Raw genomic sequence first — 20805 nt, 5'->3', positions numbered from 1 at the left:
GTCATCACCATCGACGAAATGAGCCTGCCATGCGTGTGACCAAAGACATGATCGATCCGTCGTTGCGCCTGCCGGGCCGGATCGTCGACCGACTCATGGGAGGCACGCAGACCGTCACCAGTCTGCGCAAGGGCGACCCCACCGCGTTGAAGCTGCTGAAGTACCTGCCTGCCAGGGGGATTCGCCGCTACGAGGTCACCGTGACTCGTCCGGACGGAACCGATCTGCGGCTGATCGTGATGGCTCCGCTCACGCCGGTCCCCGATGCTCCGGCGCTGCTCTGGATCCACGGCGGCGGCTACGCGTTCGGTTCGCCCGACGGTGAGGCCGTCTCGGTGCGTCCCATGATCGACGCCACCGGCGCCGTGGTGGTCAGCCCGGACTACCGGCGCAGCTCACAGGCTCCGTATCCGGCCGCGCTCGACGACTGCTACACCGCGCTGGTGTGGTTGCGCGAGAACGCCGTACGACTCGGTGCCGGCGACGACCGCATCGTCGTCGGCGGTGTCAGCGCGGGTGGCGGCCTCACCGCTGCGCTGTCCCTCCTTGCTCGCGACCGCGGCGAGGTGAACATCGCATTCCAGTGCCCGATCTACCCCATGATCGACGACCGACCGACCCCCTCGTCGACCGACAACACTGCCCCGGTGTGGAACAGCGTGACCAATCGCAACGCGTGGCGTCTCTACCTCGGCGATCTCTCGGGGGACGACGTGCCGGCGTACGCGGCGCCCGGACGTGCGACCGACCTCTCGGGTCTCCCGCCGACGATCACGTTCGTCGGGAGTATCGAGGCCTTCCACGACGAGACGAGCGCATACGTCGACGCGCTGAACGCGGCGGGGGTTCCCACCGAGTTCCGTGTGGTCCCCGGTGCATGGCACGGGTTCGACGCGGCGGCACCGTGGACCCGCCCGGCGAAGGAGGCCAAGGCGTGGTTCCTGGATCGGTTCGTCGAGTACACGGCCCGTCACCGCGCACCGCAACCCGATCCCGCCGTCTGACAACAGAGCACGACCGATCCAAAATTTCAGCAAAAAAAGAATCAGGAGACATCATGAAAGCCATTCGTTTCGACCAGTTCGGTTCGACGTCGGAACTGCACCTCGTCGACGTCGACCCACCGCAGCCCGGGCCCGGCCAGGTCCGCGTCCGTGTCCGCGCCGCGGGGGTCAACGCGCTGGACGGGAAGATTCGTTCGGGTGCGATGAACGCGGTCTTCCCCACCCCGCTACCGGCCGTTCCCGGCGCCGAGGTGGCGGGTGTCGTCGACGCCGTCGGCGACGAGACCCACGGCCTCTCGGTGGGCGACGAGGTATTCGGCTGGTCCGACACCGGAAGCTACGCCGAGTACGCCCTCGCCACCACCGTCGCGATCAAACCGGGCGCCCTGGGCTGGGATGATGCCGTTGCACTACCTGTGGCGGGCGCTACCGCACAGCGAGTGCTCGATCAGCTCGCCGTCGTCGACGGCGACACCGTGCTGCTGCACGGCGCGGCCGGCGCTGTGGGAACCATCGCCGTACAGCTCGCCGTCGCCCGCGGTGCGCGCGTCATCGCCACCGCGGGACCGGGGAATCACGACTACCTGTCCTCCCTCGGCGCGACACCCACCACGTACGGGGAAGGGCTCGTCGACCGAGTCCGCGCACTCGCTCCCGAGGGTGTCGATGCGATCTTCGACCTCGCTGGGAAAGGCGCGCTCGAGGACTCGATCAGCCTGCGCGGAGGAACGGACCGCATCGTCACCATTGGGGACTTCCGTGCCCACCAACTGGGGGTCGCCTTCTCCGCCACTCCTGCGGAACGGTCGACCGGCCTGCTCGACGACTTGGCGCGCGCCGTGGCCGCCGGAACACTGACCACGACCGTCACGACGTTTCCTCTTGCACAGGCATCCGCTGCCCAGGACCTGAGCGACTCCGGTCATGTGCGCGGCAAGATCGTCCTGTCCGTCGACTGACGCGTCGACGACCCCGCTCGACAGCACCGACAGAATGGTGACATGCCCGAGCCCACATCACCGTTCCCCGCATCCTTCTACGGCGGACAGGTGAGTTACACGATCTTCGAACTCGCTCGCGCCCACCGCGGCTACGCCTCGACTCTGCTGCGCGGCCTCGAGCTCCACCCGGGCCAGGAATTGATACTCATGCACCTGCATCACCGCGACGGGCAGACGCAGTCCGAACTCGTCGCCAGTGTGGGCGTCGACCACTCCACGATGTCGAAAGCATTGCGGCGCATGCAGGACACCGGCCTCATCGTTCGAGAACCGGCCGAACACGACCGGCGAGTCTCGGTCGCACACCTGACACCCAAGGGTGAGGCGATGCGTGAACCCATCGCCGCCATGTGGCGCGAGCTCGAATCCGTCACCACACGCGACCTCACCACCCAGCAGGCTGCGTCACTCCTGACCGCGGCCCACGCCATCATCGATTCCATCCGTGGCCGGACGACACCGGACGGCCCGGACGAAAGAGGCACACCATGACCACCACACCCCCCACCGCACCTGTCCTCGTCGTCGGCGCGACCGGAAACCTCGGCGGACAGGTCGTCGATGCGCTGCTCGACATCGGCAAACCCGTTCGCGCATTGGTCCGACCCACCACCGATGCCGGCACGCTCGAAAGTCTCGGCGTGGAGATCGCCCGCGGCGACATGCTCGACGTCGACTCCCTGGTGACGGCGATGACCGGCGCCGACGCCGTCATCACCACTGCAGCCGGCTACACCCGAGGCGGTAAGAACGCTGACGACATCGACACGATCGGCAACGCCAATCTGGCCGAGGCCGCGCACCGCAGCGGCATCCGAAAGTTCGTCCTGACCAGCATTCTCACCAGCGACCGCACTCCCGACGTGCCGCACTTCTGGCACAAGAAGTTGGCGGAGGACCGTCTGGAAAGTCTGGGGGTGCCGTTCGTCGCGCTGCGCCCTGGTGCATTCCTCGATCAGATCGCCACCATGGGTGGTGACCCGATCAGCAAGGGCCGCTTTCTGTGGGTCGGCAACGCAAACACTCCACTGACATTCGTGTTGATCGCGGACCTCGCCCGCTACCTTGCGGCAGCAGTCGACGCGGACACCGAGGTCGGCGAACGCATCGACGTCGGATGGGACCGGCCCGTCGGTGCCCGAGAAGCCGCGCGCCTCCTGAGTGACGCCATCGGACAGGACATCTCGGTACGAGCGATCCCGGCACCGCTGGTCCGCGCGGCCGGCACGGTCACCAGCCGCTTCGTCCCGATCATCAAGGACATGGCCGCGATGTTCAGCTGGTTCGACACCGGCAACTACGTCGCCGACATCACCCGCCAGACCGAACTGTTCGGACCCGCCCCTACCGCCGAGGACGCCACCCTGCGACTCGGTCACAGGCTTACGTCGAGCTCGGGGCGCTGAGCGGCCACACTCGATGCACGTCGAGATCCGGTTCGAGATCTGTCCGTTCACCGGGTGGTTCTCCACGGCAGCCGGAGAAACGAGTGGTGAACGGCAGGAAATTTCAGGGGTGAGCGGCCGTGTGCGCGTGTGGAATCCGGCGGCGAACGTGACACTCCCGTTCGACCCGGGCTGGGGAGGTTTCATGGATCGTGACCACAGTGTTCATTCTGCGCACGTTCGAGATGCCTGAACCCTTGTGAGACAGCAGTTCACACGAGGTATTACCAGCCTGACAGCTATCGTGGGCGGAGCACGGACTGGTTGCGGGCGGCGAGCCTCGACTTCGATACGCACGTGGCCGAGCGGGTAGGAGTGCGCGATCGATGGGGTGTCCCTTCCCAGGTGTGGTGGTACACATCGGGTGAGTTCTACCTCGGCTCGCTCGTGCTGCGACACCGTCTGACCGACGACGAGGGTGGCGGCCACATCGGCTGTCACGTCGTGTATCCGTGGCAGCGGCGTGGGCACGCCACACGCATGCTGCGAGCCGCACTGGGTCGATGCTCCCGAATGGGCATCACCCGCGCATTGCTGACCGTGGCTCCCGACAATGCTGCCTCGCTGAAGGTCGTAGAACGCAACGGCGGTGTACCCGACGGGGTGAACCATGAAGGCGAGGCGCGGTTCTGGATCGACACCTGGGTGTCCCTGAAGCCCTGTAGCCCTGAAGCCCCGGGACCCTGAGATTCGCGAGTCGCCGCGACCGATGATGGCGAGAAGGGGCCAGTACTTGGAGATCGGGCCTTTCCGCGGTTGGCCGGGGTTTCGGCGCGCCGGTGGTGCCATACGCCATCCGCGTGAACTCGGCCCAGTCGTGAGTGTGGATCACCACGTCGTTGTCGTGAGCCTTGTAGATACCCCCGTCCGATTGTTGCGGTGGCTTGGTTGTAGGTGGACGTGGGTGGTCAAGGGCGCAGGATTATCCACGACGGTCGGTGGACCTCCGGAGACTTCTATGGACGGACACCGCTCGTTTCACGTCGACGTCGGAGGCGTGGAGCGTGCTGACTGCCGCCCCGCACAGTGCACCGCTCGCTTCGGAATTCTCACCTCTTCACTCTTCCTGCATGTTGTCGTGTCGTTGGCGCTGTCTGGTTCCGTAGGCGGCTTCCTTGACTGCGTCGTCGTCTTCGAGGCCGGATCCGAGGGCGCCGCCGATGGTGGCGATGGAGGCGAGGAGCCAGCTGAGTTCGAGGTAGTCGGCGGTGGTCGCGCTGTGCCCGAGTGTCGAGGACAGGACGTGCGCTCGGAGGGAGAGCCAGGCGGTGAAGAGCAGCAGACCGAACAGGGCGATGTGGAGGACGGCGACGCCGATGGTGAGGGTGATGACGGTCGCGGTGTTGTAGAGCCTCGAGCGTTCGCGTTCGTCGTCGGATTCTGGCCGTTCCCACAGTTCGTGGTCGATGACGAGCCAGAGGATGAGCGCCACCGTCGACAGGATCGTCGCCGCACAGAGGCGCCATCCGCCCATGGTGTCGGCGAACGACCAGATGGTGCTGGTGGACAATGCGAATGCGCCGGTGGCGAAGGCGCCGACGAGCACTTTGGACAGGCCGGTGACCAGCCGCCAGGGCCGGTTGGCTCGCACCATTCCCGAGAGCAGCCGGAGCCTGCGTAGTCCCTTCGGTGCGAGGTACCGGGTGCCGGTTTCGTGCTGTTCGGCGGGGAATCGTTTCGCGCCGCTCGTCGGTGCGAGTTCGGGTTCGCCGAGGATGCGTGCAAGGGCGAGTTCGACGACGGTGGTGACGCGTCGAGTGAGGTCGATGCCGCCGACGGCGGCGATGGAGATCAGTGCGAACTTGTGATCGGCGCTGACCTCGCCGAGGACGGGGACGGTGTTGTCGCGGCGGGGGAGGTCGGTGAGGTAGACGACGATGTCCTCGTGGTCGGAGTCGATGTCGACGGTGTCGATCACGTCGTCGAGTGAGGCGTGTTCGTCGGAGACGAGGGGTTGTCGGCGCACGGTGGTGGTCCATCGGCGGGGCGGTGATCCTCGTTCGGTGAGGCGTCGGGGTAGGTGGTCCGAGAGGTGCTCGGCGAGGTCTGCGGGTTTGCCGGGGTCGGCGATGAGCAGTACCGATACACCGTCTCCCGCTGGGCGGGTGGGTCCTTTTCGGTGTGGGTCGTGGTCGGTCATCGCCCGGTGCTACCCGGTCGAGACAAGTCGAAACGTCCGAAAGACGAGCAGACCGTCAGCTGTCCGACCTTCGCCAGGGAGCTGACCGACGACGTGTGCGATCACCCGCGGGCGACCCGACTGCAGTGACGCCGATCGTCAGCTGACCCCAGGGTCGCAGAGGCTTCGGTGCGGCGAGAACATTCACTACAGGGGGGTGGTTCCGTGGGCGGCGGGGGCGGGACGCCCGAGGTGATACCCCTGCAGGAGATGGGCGCCGAGACGGCGGACGGTGCGCAGTTCGGCATCGGTCTCTACGCCCTCGAACACCACGGTCATGCCGAATTGCTCGGCAAGGGTCACGGTGCCGGCAGCGATGGCTGCACGCAAAGGATCGGTGTCGATGTCGTGGGTGACGAACGCGTCGATCTTGATCATCTCGGGTCGGACGGTGATCACCTGCCGGAGCCCGGACTGCCCGGCGCCGACGTCGTCGAGGGCGATGACCACACCGGCGCCGCGTAGGTCGTTGACCCGTGTGAGGACGGTGTCGATCTCGTGGATGTGGGTGCGTTCGGAGACCTCGAGGATGATGCGACGATGTCGGGCGGCGTGGCGCAGCGGCTCGGCGAGCAGAGGGTCGTCGGTGAGCGCGGCGGGGGAGAGGTTCACCGCGAGGAACATTCCCGGCGGGAACGATGCCGCTTCGTTCAGAGCGGAGAGCAGCGCGGCGCCTTCGAGTGCCCCGGACAGTCCGCTCTGCGCTGCGGTGTCGAACCACTCCGCGGGGCATGCGGTTGCGGTGGGGAACCGCGAGAGCGCTTCGTAGCCGACGACGTTCAGGTCTGCGGCGTCGACGATGGGTTGGAACACCATGGTGGGTCCGCCGCGACGTACAAGGTCGCAGATGTCATCAGCGGTGACCGGCCGCTGCTGGGCGCGGCCGGAGCGGCTTCCGTCCCCGTCGAAATCAGTCACCGGGAACGCTTGCTCGCACACGGCGCCGCACCGGCGGGCGGAACGAGCTCACGTGGACTGCAGCCGGCGGCGCATCGTGTCGGGTCTGAGAGATGAGGACGTGGTACCCCCCACTCGCAGAACGGATGCACCACCCCTGAAAGGGTGACAAGCACAAACTCTGCTGGCCATGCCCGCCGTAGGCATGACGTCCCGTCACGCCGAAAGCGGCACGCCGGAACCGGCTACGCACCGGGACGGTGGGGACACGCGTGGTGATTGCCGAGGACGGCTCGGGAACTGACACCCTCCGAGTAGCACCGACGATGCGGCCCTGCTCACGATGCCCATTCCCGGGCAGCGTCGCGGCGACCTCGCCGCCGAGGACCGGGGCGATATATTCGGCCGGCCCCGATTCGTTCAGCATGTCAGCAGTGAAGCAGGCACCCGCGCCAGGCAATGCGTCGGGTCACGACCACTCCTGAGCCTCATGCCCGATTGCACGAAGATCGTCGACTCGCTCAGTTCGGGGAAATGCCGGAGGCGTGCTCGTGCGCCACCTGTGAAGTCGCCGGACGAGAGGAATGGCGGCCCTCCGGCCCTGCCCGCACGCCGCCTCCGATCTGATGTGCGGGCAGGGCCGGATCCCCCGGTAGGACGCGCCGCGACCCTCCCGCGACACCGGGACAGTCGTCACCACGCAGCGAGTTCGCCGGGGGCCGGTCGAGGTCGCCGGCGAATGGTGACCCGCGATCGACATGCACTGGTCGGACCTTTGAGAATCATCCTCTCTCGGTGCGGTCGAGAATCAATCGAGTGGCTTCTCGAGGTGCGTCCCACTGCGGAAAGTGACCGCACCGCTCGAACCAGTGCAGAACGGCATCGGGGAACAGTTCCGATGCGCGTGTGGCTTGCCTCGGCACTGTCACCAGATCTCGTCGTCCCCAACCGATCGTGACCCGCCCGGGCACTGTGCCGGACGGTGCGCCTTCCTGCTTCGGCCCGTGGATGAGGGCGTTCAGAGCGGCCCCGGTCGACGGGGAGTCGGCGAGCCCGCGCACGTCGGGCAACACGGTGTCGCGCGAGAGTGCCCATGGCCGCGCGGACAATTGAGCGAGCAGCAGGGTCCTTCCCGCAGGGTTGCCGAGAAGTGTAGGTAGGAAACGCCGCAACATGTTGACAAGGGCTATGGACGGCCGGAGTGTGGCGCCGAAGACAGCACGTTCGCGGTCGCTCCAGAAACCGCCGGGGTCGAGTGCCACGGTGTCGCCGCCGACTCCTCGCCGCGCGAGTTCGAGGACGATTCGACCGCCCATCGACTGACCGGCGGTGGAAATGCCACCTAGATCGTGTTCGCGAATGAAGTCCGCGACGGAGTCGGCGAGAGCAGCGATCGATACTTCGCCCGTCAATGGCGGCGTGTCGCCGAACCCCGGTAGGTCGACCGCGATGACGTCACGGTGTTCCGCCAGTTCGTCGATGATCGGGGACCAGGATCGCCATCCGACGCCCAAGCCGTGCACCAGCAGCAGCGGGCTGCCATGTCCGAATCTGACATAGTTCAGCGTCATACAGTCGACGGTACGCGAATGCCCGGTCGACGAACGGGCTTCGGAAGACCGATGGCATCCGCTCACCCAGCGTTCGAGTCGGCCACTCTTCGCCGGGTACGACTGTTCGGGACCACGTCACCGGCGTGGCGATTCGCCTTCGCTGATGATTTCGAGATGTCCCGGAGGCGACAGCGCGTCATCGCGTTGCGGCTCGTCCCGCGGTGAGAGCGCAGGTACCTGTCCGGGTCGTCGAGGCCGCGTGCGCGAAACAGTCGGTCGGCTTCCTGTGAGGCGGTTCAGACGAGAGTCGTCCGGCCCATCACGTCGCCGTCCCCGACCGGCCCCGAAATTCGACCACCGTGGACCCCCACCCGAGGCTTCCGACACGTGCGTCGGCACCGAGGGACTCGGCAATCAGCTCGCGCACTTCGGCTTCGGTGCGTCGCCCGGATCCGTACAGGCACAGTCGGACCAAGTCGTCTTCGGTGTCGTGATCGTCGGTGGTCGCCGGGTCGAGCACGTCGGTGACGAGGACGACCCTGCGCGCGGAGGTCGCCAGCATCGACAGCAGCAGGAGGGCGTCAGCGTCCGGGTGAGCGTCGATCAGGTCGACGGCGATCGCGAGGTCCACCGGGGACGCCGACGGGGTGACGTCCCTGGAGTCGATGCACCGCACCGCACCGCGCCGCTCGTCGGCCACGTCCGCCACGTTTCGGCCGTTGCGGTCGGGATGACCGACGAGCGTGATCTCGAGGTCGGGACGTTCCCGAACCAGGGTGTCGGCGTAGACGCCTGCCCCGTCGCCGTGGATCGCGACCGTCCGAACGCCGGTCAGATCGACGGCGTCCGGTAGTGCGGGAGCGCGGTAGACCGCAGAGAACGCCGCCTCCTCGTGGAACTCGCCCGCAAAACCGGGCTCGGCCATCTGGTCGGCGAAACGGTGTGTCGGAGGCTGTGTTCCGGTCCGGATCGTCTCGGTGAGGCCGAGGAGCGACAGTTCGAGACGGGTGTGGATCCTGTCGTTGTGCAGCTGCTGATTGAGGAACGCGTCCGGGTCGGCGAGCAGGGATCCCGTCTCGGTGAGGGCGCAACGCTGACCGTCGGTGGTGAGAAGGTCGAGCAGCGCGAGGTGCCGCACCAGCTTCGCCGTGGCACCGGGGTGAGTGCTGCATTCCGCGGCGATCGCGTCGACGGTGTCGGCGCCGCCGTCGACGGCAGCGAACACCCCGAGCGTCACCGCGGTCCTGATGACCAGGGGGGTCGCCAGGTCCGCCATCTCGTGCAGGCGCGCCGCGGCGTCCCTCGCCTGGCCGCTCTCGGCCGGAGACGCGTCCGTTCGTTCCTCGCGTCTACGCCAGTACCCGGCGATCTCGACGAACTTCTTGTCGATCTGCTTGTCCTGCTTGGCCCATCGACGCAGAGGCTTGATGGTCTGTGCTTCGCCGGCGACCCACAGGTACGGCTGTCCCGGTCGCCACGGCGCCGTTCGGACCGCGTCAACGAGCCGGGATGCGCCGCCGGCCTCGGACCGGTACAGCCAGGTGATGTCGACGTCGGCAGCCGAGGCGAGTTCCTGCCGGTGCGAGGGTTCGGCCACTTCGACGACCACTGTCGCCGGCAGTTCGGCGGGCAGCATCTCGAGGCAGTGCGCGATGGCGGGCACGGCAGTCTCGTCCCCCGCGAGGAGCATCCAGTCCACCTCGCGCGGCATGGTCGCGGAGTGTTTCGGTCCGGCGATCAGCACCGTGTCGCCGGGCTGCACGGTTCGGGACCACGTCGCGGCGAGTCCGCCCTCGTGGGCTGCGAAGTCCAGCACCATCTCTCGCTCGGCCTCGTCGAACCGGCGCACGGTGTACGTCCGGGCGTACGGGAACGATCCTGCGGGCCAGTCGACGGTGCCGTCGTCCTGATTCGTGGGAACGGGGAACGGCAGGGTTCCGGTGACCGGATCGGCCGGAAGTATCTTGACGTCGTCGTCGAATCCTGTGGTCCGCACCGGGGGCAGTTCGACACCGTCGCGCACGTGCCGGTCCATCGACGGCCCGCCCACCACGACTCGTCGCATCCCGGGGGTCACGTCCTCCACCCGCAGAACATCGAGTTCTCGCAAGCAGATCGGAAAGACCTGTACGTCGCGCACTGTGCCCGCCATGGGAATCCCTACTTTCTGATCCGTTCTCACCGAATAGCACTGCTACGCGGCGAACGTCTGCTGGATCTGGTCCAGCGTGGCCATGACCCCGTCGTAGTCGGGTCGGTAGCTCGTCGCCGGGAGTTCGTGGACAGTGCTCGCGGCGAAGGCCGGCAACACCACGTAGGCCGGATCCTGCTTCAGCTGCTCAAGGGTGCGCCCGGCAACCGGGACGACGAACATCACCGGGGCGGTGGCGACGGAACCGAGCAATTCGGGGCTGACGATGAACGAGTCCCCGGAACCGTACAACTCCGGATTCCCGGCCTTGGTGAGAATGTCGTCGGCTTCGAAACCGACTTCCGACAACAACGTCGGCAATGCCGCGGTCTGCGGAATGAAGGAGGGTTCATTGGTGCTCAGCGACAGGAAATAGGCGACGGGAGACCCGGGAACGGTGATGGAATCCCTGACATCGGCGACCTTGTCCTCGTACGCCTGCAGGAGAGAGTCGACCTTGTCGCTCTCCCCGGCGGCGTCGGCGACTGCCGCGAGTTCGCCTTGCCAGGTGGTGACCGTGGACGGGATCAGCACGGTGGGTGCGATCGCGGCGAGCTGATCGTAGGCATCATTGGCCAGGATGGCGGAGTAGCCCTGCCCGCCACCGATGATGAGATCAGGTTCGGCCTGCGCAATGGCTTCGATGTTCAGCGATTCCCCCGCCGGCAGTTCCACTGTGCCCCGGGCCTCAGCCTTGTCGGCCCACTGTGGAGGGAAGCCGCCGTCGAGGTTGGTCACACCGAGCAGTCGGGTGTCGGTGATGGCGACGGGCGCGTCGAGTGTGTAGAGGTATCCGGCGAATCCGGCGGAGAGGACCGCGATGCGCTGGGGGTCGGCGGGCACGGTCACCTCTCCTCTGTCGGTGGCGATCACGCGGGTCTCGCTCGGTGTCGGCTCGACAGTTGCAGCGGTGTCGTCGGCGTTCGAACTGCACGCGGACGCGCCGAGGACGACGAGCGCCATCGACGCAGCGGCGACGAGGCGGACGCCTCGCCGGCGAAGGGGGGAGTGCACCATGGCGAATCCTTTCGAGAGCACTGTCGTGCGTGTCATGGTTGTGTCGAGGCCGCGATACGCACCTCGTTCCGAGGGCGGGCGTACACGGCGGTCCGCGCGCCGTCGATGTCGTGAACGCGCACCCGGGTATCGAACACGTCGCTCAGGATGTCGTCGTGCATGATCGCGCCGGCGGGCCCGCTGACGACGATCCGGCCGTCCCGCATCGCGACGATGTCGTCCGACCATGCCGCCGCGAAGTTGATGTCGTGGACCACGAGCACGATCGTGTGCCCCAATTCGTCGGCCGCGCGTCGGAGATGGCCCATCATCGCCACCGAGTGCTTCATGTCCAGATTGTTCAGCGGCTCGTCGAGCAGGACGTACGGAGTGTCCTGCGCGAGAACCATGGCGACGAACGCCCGCTGGCGTTGACCACCCGACACCTGGTCGAGGTGGCGCCCAGCGAGGGTGTCGAGGTGCAGGAAGTCGAGCGCACGGTCGACGTGTTCGTGGTCGTGTGCGCGGAGTCGGCCGCCGCAGTGCGGGAACCGGCCGAACGAGACGAGCTCGCGGATGGTGAGCCGCGCGGTCAGGTGGTTGTCCTGGCGCAGCACCGAGACGATGCGGGCCAAGTCTCTCGTGGCCGTGTGCTGCACCACGGCGTCTCCGATGGTCACGGTTCCGGTGGTCGGCTCGAGCAGTCTGCCCATGATCGAGAGCAGGGTCGACTTGCCCGCTCCGTTGGGCCCGACGACCGAGGTGATGCCACCCTCTGCGATGGTGCCGCTGACCGGTCCGAGCACCGTCTCGCTCTGGTAGGTCTTGGAGACGTCCGAGAACGTGATCACAGTCTGCCTTTCCGGAGGACGACGACGAGGAAGAGCAGTCCACCCGCGAATTCGATGACGACCGTGAGGAAACCGGCCGCGTAGAACACGTGCTGCATGACGAACTGTCCGACGACGAGCGTGAGCATGCCGAGCACGAACGCCATCGGCAGCACGTACTGGTGTTTGTAGCTGCCGGTCACCTGATAGGCCATCGTCGCGACGATGAAGCCGAAGAAGGTCATCGGCCCTGCCAGCGCGGTGGAGAACGACACCAGCAGCGCCACCAGAACGAGCACGAGCGTCAGTTCACGCTTGTGGTCGACGCCGATGGTCGTCGCGGAGTCACGGCCGAGCAACAGCGCATCGAGCCGGAAGCGTCTGCGCCACAACACCACTCCCACCGCGACGCACACCGTGAACGCGAGGGGAAGCATGCCCGGATCCACCCCGCTGAGGCGACCGAACAGGCGAACGGACAGGAGGTCGTACTCGGTGGGGGAGAGCAGACGCTGCAGGAACGTCGAGAGGCTGTCGAAGGCCAGCCCCAGGACGACGCCGACGAGCAGCATCGTGAAGAGACTGCCGAGGCGACCGGAGAAGAGCCAGCGATAGAGGATCGTGGCGAACAGGACCATGGTGAGGGTCTGTGCGATCACTTTCGGGGTGCCGTCGGTCCGCGCGATGACGGAGCCGCCGAAGACGAACACCATGACGGTCTGCATCAGCACGTACAGCGAGTCGAAACCGACGATGGACGGAGTGAGCAATCGGTTGTCTGTGACGGTGTGGAAGACGACGGTGCCGAGCCCGTGGGCGAAGGCCGCGACGGCCATGGCGCCCAGCATCGTGGCGCGGCGTTCCACCGCGAACTCGAAGGAACCCCGGACGAACAGGAGAAGGAAGCAGGCGATCGCCCCCGCCAGCACCGCGGAGGCCACGAGAAGTCGTCGGCGCGGACGTGGTCCCGAGTCGGTGCGTACCAGCGTCGGCATCGAGGGTGATTCACGCAAGAACATGACGTCGCTGCCTCACCACGAGAAGGACGAAGACCGCGGCGCCGAGCGCGCCGAGAATCACCGAGGCCGGAATCTCCATGGGCGCGACCACCGTGCGCCCGATCAGGTCGCACGCCAGCAGCAGTCCGACGCCCAGCACCGCCACCCACGGGAGGTTCCTCCGTACGTCGTCTCCCAGGACCATGGACACGATGTTCGGCACGATGAGGCCCAGGAACGGGATGAAGCCGACCACCACGCTGGTGACACCGGTGCACACCGCCACCATCGCGACGCCGAGCACGACGGTCGCGTCGTAGTTCAGTCCGACCGTGGTGGCGAGGTCCTTCCCGAGGCCGGCGACGGTGAAGCGGTGCGCGAGCAGGTAGACGAGCACGGCGATGACGACGACGGCCCACAAGGGTTCGTAGAAACCGCGCACGATGCCGCTGAATCCGCCGGACCGCCACGCGGACATGGACTGCAGCAGGTCGAATGTGCCGGCGAGGAAGGTGGTGATCGCGCCGACGACGGCGCCCAGCATGATGCCGACCAGGGGGACCACCAGTTGTTGTTCCAACGAGATTCGACGCAGGACGCCCACGAACAACATGGTGCCGACGAAGGCGAACGCGGTGGCGATCAGCATCTTCGGCATCGGCCCGAGATTCGGCGCCAGCAACAGGGCCGCGAGAATGCCCAGCCCCGCCCACTGGCTCGTGCCGGCGGTGGTGGGCTCGACGAACTTGTTCTGAGTGATCATCTGCATGACCACGCCGGACACCGCCATCGCGACGCCGGCGAAGATCAATGAGAGGGTCCGCGGGACGCGAGAGATGAGGAACATCTCCCGCGCCACCGGGTCGGTGAGCAGTGTGCCGAGCGAGATGTCGAACTCGCCGACGAGCAGCGACGCCGCGACCAGGGCGGCGGTGACCACCGCCGAGCCCAGAAGTGCTGTCCTACGATGCATTCGAGAAGGCATCCGCGAGCTGCTCGTACGTCTCGGCGTACGCCTGGATGCTCTCGCGCGTGTAGAAGTAGGGATCGAGGTAGACGATCTGGTCCTCGGACGCGAACGTGGTGCGGGCGAACGCTTCCTGCGCATCGATCACCGACTTCGCCGGAGCTGCACCGGGTTCGCCGGCCGCGGCGTCGCGGTCCAGAACGATCATCCACTCCGGGTTCGCCGCGGCGACGGCCTCCGGCGCGAGGCCGGAGTCGCCGTGCACGTCGCCGGCCTCACCGGCGAAGACGTCGCGCAGGTTCAGCGGTTCGATGATCCGACCGATCCGTCCGGCACCGTTGTCGATCTTGCCGCCCGAGACGACGGACAGGAACACCGACTGGCCGGTGGTCCGCTCCGCCGCGTTCTCCTCCGCGGCGTCGAGAGCCGCGATGATCTCGGCCGCCTGCTCCTCGCGGTCGAAAACGACGCCGAGAGAGGCGGTCTGGCGCTTCAGTGACTCGACGTAACCACCCTCGGCATCGTCGGACGGCGCGATGTCCAGCGTCGGGGCGATACGACCGAGTTCGTCGGTGTACTCCGAGAAGCGGTAACCGCCGATGATGAGATCGGGTTCCGCCTCGTTCACGATCTCCAGATTCGGCTCCCTGTGCGTCCCCACGTCGAGGATGGCGTCGTCATCGATCCAGTCCTCGAACCCTCCGTACGGCATGATCGGCTTGGGCAGCGCCACCGGTTCGACGCCGAACGCGCGCAGGGTCTCCAGCGACGTGTTGTCGAGGGCGACGACACGCTGCGGGTTCTGGGGGACCTCGACAGGTCCGGTGGCGGTGTCGATCGAGACGGTGGTGGCGGAGTCCGCGGACGTGGTGTCGTCGGTGCTGCAACTCGCGAGCGCGCTCACCGTGATCACGGTGGCGAGGAGGGCGAGGATCGGGGTTTTCGGGGTCTTCACGAGGCTCCAGAGGGTGTGATGTCTTGACCGGACCTTTACTCGCTGGAGCGTAGCTACTTAGGTAAGGCTATGCAAAATATCTGACCGCGCGGCGACGACGGCCACTGCTTCCAACTCCGTGATCGCGCTGACGACGATCACTGCGTGGCTCCAGCCGTTTTTAACATTGCCGCAGAAGTTCGGTCGTACCCACTCGGCGTGACTCGATCATCGGGCGACGACCGGGACCGGGGCGGCGCCGGCTCACCTCGGCGAGGGGTTTTTGATGGGTACACCTGCTTGATCCGACGGTATCGGAATCGGCACACTGCAGAGGAACCACTCGCCCCCGGTGCCACCTCCTGCATCCGGGCCACGTCGCACCAGTCCTCATCGCGGTGGCCGCGAGGTACCCCGACGCAGACAGGATCCTGACCATGACCCGAGGAGCGGACCGACGCATCGCACCGATGGCGCCGGAACTGATCGCAGCGTGTTGGACGTCGGCGGGCGATGTCCGCCCCGACGCGCCACACCCTGTGAGTCCGATTCCGATCGCGGACCGGATCACGGCGGTCTCCGATGCCGGGTTCGCCGGCATGGGGATCGTCGCCGCGGACCTCGCGGCCATTCGCGACGACATCGGACTACCGGCCCTGCGGAGCATGCTCGACAATTCGCCGTTGAGGTATGTCGAGATCGAACTGCTGGAACGGTGGTGGATCCCCAGAGGAGAGAACGGAAGCACCCACGACACTCGCGACCTGCTGCTGGAGGCCGCTGAGATCCTCCAGCCGACGCACATCAAGATCGGCTCGGAGAATGCGCCGCCTCGTGACCTCGAACCACTTGTCGACGCGTTACGCGTGTTGACCCGCGAGGCCGTGGAGCGCGGCACCCGCATCGCCATCGAACCGATGCCGTTCTCGATCATCTCCACCATCCCGGACGGGGCCGACCTCGCCCGCGCCACAGGAGATCCCGCGTGCGGCGTGATCGTCGATGCCTGGCACGTCTTCCGTGCCGGCACCACCCTCGACGAACTGCGATCTTCCCTGACCGGCGACGTCGTGTTCGGTGTGGAACTCGATGATGCCGACGAGCACGTCGTCGGGTCATTGTTCGACGACACGATGGACAACCGTCGACTGTGCGGTGAGGGAGTGTTCGACCTGAACGGACTGATCAGTGTTCTGCGCGAGGTCGGATACGACGGAACCTGGGGTGTCGAGATCTTGTCCCACGACTTCCGGCGCATGCCACTCGATCTCGCCCTCACCCGAGCGCACGAGAGCGCAGTCGCACTGGTGCGTCCCCTGCCATGACGTCCGGTCGGCGAGGACGATCCACTGTCAGATGATCGTGGGGAGTGCACCGCCGTCGGCGCGAACGGCTGAGCCGTTGATGGCCGAGGAGCGAGGACCTGCCAGGAACGTCGTCGCCGAAACATCGGCCCAGCAGGACCGACCGCCGTACGACTGTTCGCGCCACCACGTCAGGCAGACCCGCGAAGCTTCCCCCGTACGACGATTACTCCGACCAGGATCACCAGTGCCGCGACGACGAGCGCCGACGGTCCGCCCCGAGGTAGCGAGGTCAGAACCGGTGTGGCTGCGAACAGCGCGAGACCGAGCGGGGGCAGTGTCATCAGCCCCACCCCCGTCCCGTACCAGAGGCCTTGTCGCTTGTCCCAGTCCGGTCTGGCCTGCACGGCTTCCTCGAAGCGGACGATCGCGATTCCGAGTGGCGTAGCGACGAGGAGCCACACCAGCGGCGACGTCGGTAGTCCCGGTCGACCGAGAAGTGCATCCGTGACCAGAGTGGCACCGAGATAGGCCGGCAGGAACATACTCACCGCCAGAACGACTCCGAGCGTGACATCTGATGGCTCGTCACTTGATGGCGACCCGACAGACGAGGTCGGGTCGGGACTCATGACTCGAGCGTATCGACACCGAGGAGATCGAGGGCGGTGTGCCGCCACCGCGCCGTGCACTGTTGTCAGGACCCAGCGCGGACACATCAGAGTTCTGCGCGAGTGGACCGTTCACCGCGATCCGATCGCCGAGCGTGGTCTGTCGCGCGACGATCAGCGGTCATTCCCCGGTGTCCCCGTCGATGCACTGGCGGAGGAGATCTGCGTGTCCGTTGTGTCGGGCGTACTCCTCGATCAGGTGCAGGTGAATCCAGCGCAGCGAGACCTGCAGGCCATCGACCGTGCCGATCGACAACGCTTCCAGGTCGGTGTTCGCGGCGAGGGCCCGACTCTCCTGGACGGCCCTGTCGTAGGCGGCGAACACCTCCGCGACAGGTGTCGAGTCGAGGCTGTCGAAGTCTCCGTCGGGCTCGGCGTCCGAGTAGTACAGAGGTGGGCGTTCACGGCCGGCGAGCCGTCTGGCGTACCAACTACGTTCGACTTCTGTCAGGTGTCTCACCAAGCCGAGAAGGGACAGAGTGGACGGCGGTATCGACCGCACTGTCAACTGCGTGTCGGTGAGACCGTGGCACTTCCACAGCAGAGTTGCTCGGTGGTAGTCCAACCACGATTCGAGCATGGTCACTTCGTCCGCGACGAACGGCGGTTCCACGCGGTTCACAGGGTCGGTCATGGTCGAACTGTATGTTCGGACACCGACAAGTGGGTTCGACCGACTGGACGCCGCGGATCCAGGTGAGCTGCGCGGGTGGGTCATCCAGAGCGTTCAGTCAGTGGAAAGCGGACTCCGGGTGCTGACGCGCCGTCGAGGACCATGTCGCGCGGACGGTGGTCCCCGTGCCCGAACGATCCACTGTCGACGATGTGCTCAGTGCCGTGATGAGCGGCAGGCCGTTACCCCGAAGAGCGTTGTGCACAGGCAGTTTCCACCGCCCGAGATCAGCGACGGTGACGTCCAGCGCGCCGAGGTCGACCGAGTAGGTGGCGCTGATCTGCATCGTGCCGACACCGTCCGTGTCGAGGTACGCGTGGTCGACGACATTGGCCATCGCTTCGTACACCGCCAGCACCACATCGGCTCTGCGGGCGTCGTCGAACGGCAGGATACGGAGCCATGCGGACAACGCTCTGCGTGCGGCGCCGATGCACAGGGCGTCAGCGGGGACAGCTGACATGACGAGGCCCGGGTTCCGGACGCTCGGACCGAGAGTGCTGTCTGCGACACCGTCATGGGTCGCGTTCAGCACGCCCGCCGTGCGACCGTTCAGGACGACACTGCGGCCAGTGCCGCGTCGAGGTCTGGGTGGAGCGAGAGCATCTCGTCCATTCCGACGAGCGTGAGTGGACGGGTGGTCGCAGGCCCGTTCGACACGACAGCGAGCGCGACGAGTGCGCCGAGTCGGCGGTGCGTGTCGATGAGGGCCGTCATGCCGGTGGAAGAGAGAAAATCGACGTCGGTCAGGTCGACGATCACCGCAGAGGGCACGTTGTCAGACAGTGCTCGGTCGAGACCTGCCGTCAGCATGGGCGTGGACTCGAGGTCCAGATCGCCGCGGACCGACACGATGAGTACAGACCCGTTGCGGGCGGCGGTGACCTGGACGGATCGTCGGTCGACGTCCTGCTCGCGTGCGCGATCAAGGGTCACAGCGGTACCGCCACGACCGAGGTGACCGTGCGTTCCGCAAGCACCGACACACGCACGTTCTCTCGTTGCGATTGCTCGACCAGAGCGGCGAAGGCCGCGTCCGCGGTGATACCCCGAACTGCCATGACGATGCCCTTCGCCTGTTCGATGCAAGCCCGGGTCTCCATCGCTCTGCGGAGATTGCCTGACTCTTCCCGAGCGTCCGCGGTGTACCGCGATTCCCACACCGCGACCTCCACGGCGGTCACGAGCACCGTGACCAGCACCTCGTCGATGTCGCTGAAGCCGTGATCGCCGAAGCTGTAGATGTTCAGCGATCCAGCATGTTCGGAATCGACGTCCAGGGGTGCCGACAGGAAGCTGCGCACACCGGCCTCGGAGGCTGCAGCGGCGAAGAGCGGCCATCGCGCCGCAGCATCCTCGACGTGCACGCACACGATGCGCCCGGTCCGGGCGGCTTCGAGGCAAGGCCCCTCGTTCACGCGGTACTGGTCGGCATCGATGTCGCTGACTCGGGAATCCGACCGCGCCGCGGTCTCAGGGTTCGCCGCGTCGTGATGCAGGAGGGTCACCCCGGCCTGTCCGCTCCGGGGATCGCGGCGACCGCCTGTTCGCACAAGCCCTGGAGGAGGATCTCGAACCGACTGTGCGACAGCAGGAGTCCAGGAAAAGCGTCCAATGCGTCGAAGGTGTCCGCGGCGAAGTACTGCATCGTGATCGCCGTGCGGACACCACTGGCCGTGCGGGACGACAACGCTCCCGCGATCTCGTCGTCGAAGGCGTTCGCGGCGGCCAGTGCTGCCGCCGTGCTGTGATCGTCCGGGGGCAGGCCGGGCGTGACCGAATCCGTCATGCGGAGTCCTCTGTGGTGCAGTCATGACACCTGTCGACGTGCGCGGAGGACGCTGCGCGGTGATGACTTCACCGGATGCGCCCAACCGTACGCCGCGTGTCGACCCCACACACGGTATGTCGCAACGCGCGACCACTGGACGTCCGGTCGATGCGCGTCCGACGCAGACCGACTAGTGACGTGTGGGTGCGCGGGAGGTGGCACGGCGCAGGAATGCGCGGTCATGACCACGGGACAGTGCGGCCGGTTTGTGAGACCGCCAGACAATGGTTCGGCCGCGCTCTCGGTGGAAGGCCCGAATCTAAAATTCAGGCATGGAGCACCCAGAAGTTCGCCGAAACGGCCTGTCATGACTGCCACAGTGGAGCAGAAAGGCTCTGTCTCCGTCGAGATCGACGGTGCGGTCGCATGGGCCGTGATCAGCAATCCGACCCGTCGCAACGCCTTGAGCGCAGCGATGATGCGCGATCTGCACGCGCGACTGCAAGAGCTGGACAAACGCCCCGACATTCGCGCCATCGTGCTGCGCGGGGAAGGTTCGGAGGCATTCGTCTCCGGAGCCGACATCTCGGAGTTCGAATCGCAGCACGGTTCCACCGATGCCAAGCAGGCCGCCGACGACGCCATTGCCGCGTTGTTCTTCGGACTCGCCGCCATGCACACGCCGACCATCGCGATGGTGCACGGCTTCTGTATGGGCGCCGGCGTCGCCGTCGCGCTCACCGCGGACATCCGCATCGCCGATGAGGCGTGCGCGTTCGCGATTCCCGCCGCACGTCTGGGAATTGCATACCCGGTTCCGCCGACGCGCGTGCTGCAACGCATGGTCGGCTCCGGTCACGCCGCCGAGATGCTGTACACCGGCGGTCGCGTCACGGCAGAGACCGCTCTCTCCATCGGTCTCGTGAATCGGGTGGTTCCGAAAGACCAGTTGCACGAGGCCGTGCGCACACTCGCGACGACCATCGCGGCCAATTCACCCATGTCGGTGCGGGCTGCGAAGGTGGCCCTCGCGAGCGACCTCTACCCGGAGATGCTCTCCGAGGCCGAGGCTTTCGTGGCCATGTGCGCCGGCTCGGACGATGCCGTGGAAGGTGGGCGCGCCTTCATGGAGAAGCGGCGACCCAAGTTCACAGGCGTCGTGTCCTGACGCAGTCCTGCAACCACGTTCGGGTTGCGGGAATCATGTGGGCCGGTCGTACCGACTGAACGCATCGGGTCGAGGCGGTGCTCGAGGTGCGCTCGGTGTTCGCGTTCGCGCTGGCTGCCGGGGAGTCGACCACCGGTTCACTGGAGTTGTACCGCACGGCGCCGGGGGAGCTGACCGTCGTGCTGGGCTCGAACACGCCGCTGTGGGGGAGTTTCGCGCACGG

22 protein-coding genes are annotated in these 20805 nt (G+C 66.5%); 7 read left to right on the top strand and 15 right to left on the bottom strand.

Features of this window, described 5'->3' with window-relative positions; all coding sequences use genetic code 11:
• The first annotated feature begins 29 nt into the window (after positions 1-29).
• From J4E04_RS18030 to J4E04_RS18010, 5 genes are all read left to right on the top strand, one after another.
• On the top strand, positions 30-1004 hold the full coding sequence (locus tag J4E04_RS18030) for an alpha/beta hydrolase (RefSeq protein ID WP_490149197.1): 975 nt from the start codon (positions 30-32) through the stop codon (positions 1002-1004).
• A 53-nt stretch (positions 1005-1057) separates the two neighbouring features.
• Positions 1058-1963: an NADP-dependent oxidoreductase gene (locus J4E04_RS18025; protein ID WP_490149196.1), complete on the top strand. Its 906-nt coding sequence runs from the start codon at positions 1058-1060 to the stop codon at positions 1961-1963.
• 42 nt (positions 1964-2005) lie between these two features.
• On the top strand, positions 2006-2497 hold the full coding sequence (locus J4E04_RS18020; RefSeq protein WP_490149195.1) for a MarR family winged helix-turn-helix transcriptional regulator: 492 nt from the start codon (positions 2006-2008) through the stop codon (positions 2495-2497).
• Positions 2494-3411 carry an SDR family oxidoreductase gene (locus J4E04_RS18015; RefSeq protein WP_490149194.1) on the top strand — a complete coding sequence of 306 codons (918 nt, stop codon included), beginning with the start codon at positions 2494-2496 and terminating at the stop codon, positions 3409-3411. The genes J4E04_RS18020 and J4E04_RS18015 overlap by 4 nt, the downstream gene beginning before the upstream one ends.
• A gap of 228 nt (positions 3412-3639) precedes the next feature.
• Positions 3640-4137: a GNAT family N-acetyltransferase gene (locus J4E04_RS18010; protein WP_490150570.1), complete on the top strand. Its 498-nt coding sequence runs from the start codon at positions 3640-3642 to the stop codon at positions 4135-4137.
• A 370-nt stretch (positions 4138-4507) separates the two neighbouring features.
• Here the strand turns inward: J4E04_RS18010 and J4E04_RS18005 are convergent, their stop codons facing one another.
• The 9 genes from J4E04_RS18005 to J4E04_RS17965 form a co-directional block, all read right to left on the bottom strand.
• Complete coding sequence (locus J4E04_RS18005; protein ID WP_490149193.1) at positions 4508-5590, bottom strand: hypothetical protein; 1083 nt, start codon at positions 5588-5590, stop codon at positions 4508-4510.
• A 186-nt stretch (positions 5591-5776) separates the two neighbouring features.
• Entirely contained in the window at positions 5777-6547 is a 771-nt protein-coding gene (locus J4E04_RS18000) for an EAL domain-containing protein (protein WP_490149192.1), read from the bottom strand.
• Between the two features lie 761 nt (positions 6548-7308).
• Positions 7309-8097, bottom strand: a complete 789-nt coding sequence (locus J4E04_RS17995) for an alpha/beta fold hydrolase (protein ID WP_490149191.1) — start codon at positions 8095-8097, stop codon at positions 7309-7311.
• A 301-nt stretch (positions 8098-8398) separates the two neighbouring features.
• On the bottom strand, positions 8399-10231 hold the full coding sequence (locus tag J4E04_RS17990; protein WP_490149190.1) for a siderophore-interacting protein: 1833 nt from the start codon (positions 10229-10231) through the stop codon (positions 8399-8401).
• 42 nt (positions 10232-10273) lie between these two features.
• Complete coding sequence (locus tag J4E04_RS17985) at positions 10274-11287, bottom strand: ABC transporter substrate-binding protein (protein ID WP_490149189.1); 1014 nt, start codon at positions 11285-11287, stop codon at positions 10274-10276.
• Between the two features lie 32 nt (positions 11288-11319).
• Complete coding sequence (locus J4E04_RS17980; protein WP_490149188.1) at positions 11320-12117, bottom strand: iron ABC transporter ATP-binding protein; 798 nt, start codon at positions 12115-12117, stop codon at positions 11320-11322.
• A complete protein-coding gene (locus J4E04_RS17975) occupies positions 12114-13091 on the bottom strand; it encodes an iron chelate uptake ABC transporter family permease subunit (RefSeq protein WP_490149187.1) in 978 nt (325 codons plus the stop codon). The genes J4E04_RS17980 and J4E04_RS17975 overlap by 4 nt, the downstream gene beginning before the upstream one ends.
• Positions 13092-13101: 10 nt before the next feature.
• Positions 13102-14067: an ABC transporter permease gene (locus tag J4E04_RS17970; RefSeq protein WP_285189226.1), complete on the bottom strand. Its 966-nt coding sequence runs from the start codon at positions 14065-14067 to the stop codon at positions 13102-13104.
• Positions 14057-15016, bottom strand: coding sequence for a siderophore ABC transporter substrate-binding protein (locus tag J4E04_RS17965; protein ID WP_490149186.1), 960 nt, complete (start codon positions 15014-15016; stop codon positions 14057-14059). Before J4E04_RS17965 ends, J4E04_RS17970 begins: the two co-directional genes overlap by 11 nt.
• A 416-nt stretch (positions 15017-15432) precedes the next feature.
• Between J4E04_RS17965 and J4E04_RS17960 the strand changes: the two genes are divergently transcribed.
• A complete protein-coding gene (locus J4E04_RS17960; protein WP_490149185.1) occupies positions 15433-16320 on the top strand; it encodes a sugar phosphate isomerase/epimerase family protein in 888 nt (295 codons plus the stop codon).
• A 170-nt stretch (positions 16321-16490) separates the two neighbouring features.
• On the opposite strand, the gene J4E04_RS17955 is transcribed toward J4E04_RS17960, so the two are convergent.
• The 6 genes from J4E04_RS17955 to J4E04_RS17930 all read right to left on the bottom strand — a co-directional run bounded on the left by J4E04_RS17955 (position 16491) and on the right by J4E04_RS17930 (position 19432).
• Complete coding sequence (locus J4E04_RS17955; RefSeq protein ID WP_222628125.1) at positions 16491-16850, bottom strand: hypothetical protein; 360 nt, start codon at positions 16848-16850, stop codon at positions 16491-16493.
• 241 nt (positions 16851-17091) lie between these two features.
• Complete coding sequence (locus J4E04_RS17950) at positions 17092-17604, bottom strand: DinB family protein (protein ID WP_056449311.1); 513 nt, start codon at positions 17602-17604, stop codon at positions 17092-17094.
• Positions 17605-17701: 97 nt separating this feature from the next.
• Positions 17702-18106: an ATP-binding protein gene (locus J4E04_RS17945; protein WP_490149184.1), complete on the bottom strand. Its 405-nt coding sequence runs from the start codon at positions 18104-18106 to the stop codon at positions 17702-17704.
• A gap of 89 nt (positions 18107-18195) precedes the next feature.
• On the bottom strand, positions 18196-18579 hold the full coding sequence (locus tag J4E04_RS17940; RefSeq protein ID WP_222628122.1) for an STAS domain-containing protein: 384 nt from the start codon (positions 18577-18579) through the stop codon (positions 18196-18198).
• The gene (locus J4E04_RS17935; protein ID WP_490149183.1) at positions 18576-19151 is read right to left on the bottom strand and encodes an ANTAR domain-containing protein; all 576 of its coding nucleotides are present in this window, start codon (positions 19149-19151) and stop codon (positions 18576-18578) included. The genes J4E04_RS17940 and J4E04_RS17935 overlap by 4 nt, the downstream gene beginning before the upstream one ends.
• Complete coding sequence (locus tag J4E04_RS17930; protein ID WP_490149182.1) at positions 19148-19432, bottom strand: hypothetical protein; 285 nt, start codon at positions 19430-19432, stop codon at positions 19148-19150. Before J4E04_RS17930 ends, J4E04_RS17935 begins: the two co-directional genes overlap by 4 nt.
• A gap of 349 nt (positions 19433-19781) precedes the next feature.
• On the opposite strand from J4E04_RS17930, the gene J4E04_RS17925 reads away from it, so the two are divergent.
• Entirely contained in the window at positions 19782-20582 is an 801-nt protein-coding gene (locus J4E04_RS17925) for an enoyl-CoA hydratase-related protein (protein ID WP_056449321.1), read from the top strand.
• The last annotated feature ends 223 nt before the right edge of the window (positions 20583-20805 follow it).

This window comes from Rhodococcus sp. NFXS4 (genome assembly GCF_058139645.1).
Note: the sequence above shows the minus strand (reverse complement) of the source record. Positions and strands in the feature narration are given on the sequence as shown.

Coding starts and splice junctions, on each gene's coding strand:
- J4E04_RS18005 (WP_490149193.1), bottom strand. CDS start 5,590: ATGACCGACCACGACCCACACCGAAAAGGACCCACCCGCCCAGCGGGA.
- J4E04_RS17960 (WP_490149185.1), top strand. CDS start 15,433: ATGACCCGAGGAGCGGACCGACGCATCGCACCGATGGCGCCGGAACTG.
- J4E04_RS17990 (WP_490149190.1), bottom strand. CDS start 10,231: ATGGCGGGCACAGTGCGCGACGTACAGGTCTTTCCGATCTGCTTGCGA.
- J4E04_RS17925 (WP_056449321.1), top strand. CDS start 19,782: ATGACTGCCACAGTGGAGCAGAAAGGCTCTGTCTCCGTCGAGATCGAC.
- J4E04_RS17950 (WP_056449311.1), bottom strand. CDS start 17,604: ATGACCGACCCTGTGAACCGCGTGGAACCGCCGTTCGTCGCGGACGAA.
- J4E04_RS18015 (WP_490149194.1), top strand. CDS start 2,494: ATGACCACCACACCCCCCACCGCACCTGTCCTCGTCGTCGGCGCGACC.
- J4E04_RS17995 (WP_490149191.1), bottom strand. CDS start 8,097: ATGACGCTGAACTATGTCAGATTCGGACATGGCAGCCCGCTGCTGCTG.
- J4E04_RS17975 (WP_490149187.1), bottom strand. CDS start 13,091: ATGCCGACGCTGGTACGCACCGACTCGGGACCACGTCCGCGCCGACGA.
- J4E04_RS17970 (WP_285189226.1), bottom strand. CDS start 14,067: ATGCATCGTAGGACAGCACTTCTGGGCTCGGCGGTGGTCACCGCCGCC.
- J4E04_RS17930 (WP_490149182.1), bottom strand. CDS start 19,432: ATGACGGATTCGGTCACGCCCGGCCTGCCCCCGGACGATCACAGCACG.
- J4E04_RS18025 (WP_490149196.1), top strand. CDS start 1,058: ATGAAAGCCATTCGTTTCGACCAGTTCGGTTCGACGTCGGAACTGCAC.
- J4E04_RS17945 (WP_490149184.1), bottom strand. CDS start 18,106: ATGTCAGCTGTCCCCGCTGACGCCCTGTGCATCGGCGCCGCACGCAGA.
- J4E04_RS18030 (WP_490149197.1), top strand. CDS start 30: ATGCGTGTGACCAAAGACATGATCGATCCGTCGTTGCGCCTGCCGGGC.
- J4E04_RS17985 (WP_490149189.1), bottom strand. CDS start 11,287: ATGGTGCACTCCCCCCTTCGCCGGCGAGGCGTCCGCCTCGTCGCCGCT.
- J4E04_RS18020 (WP_490149195.1), top strand. CDS start 2,006: ATGCCCGAGCCCACATCACCGTTCCCCGCATCCTTCTACGGCGGACAG.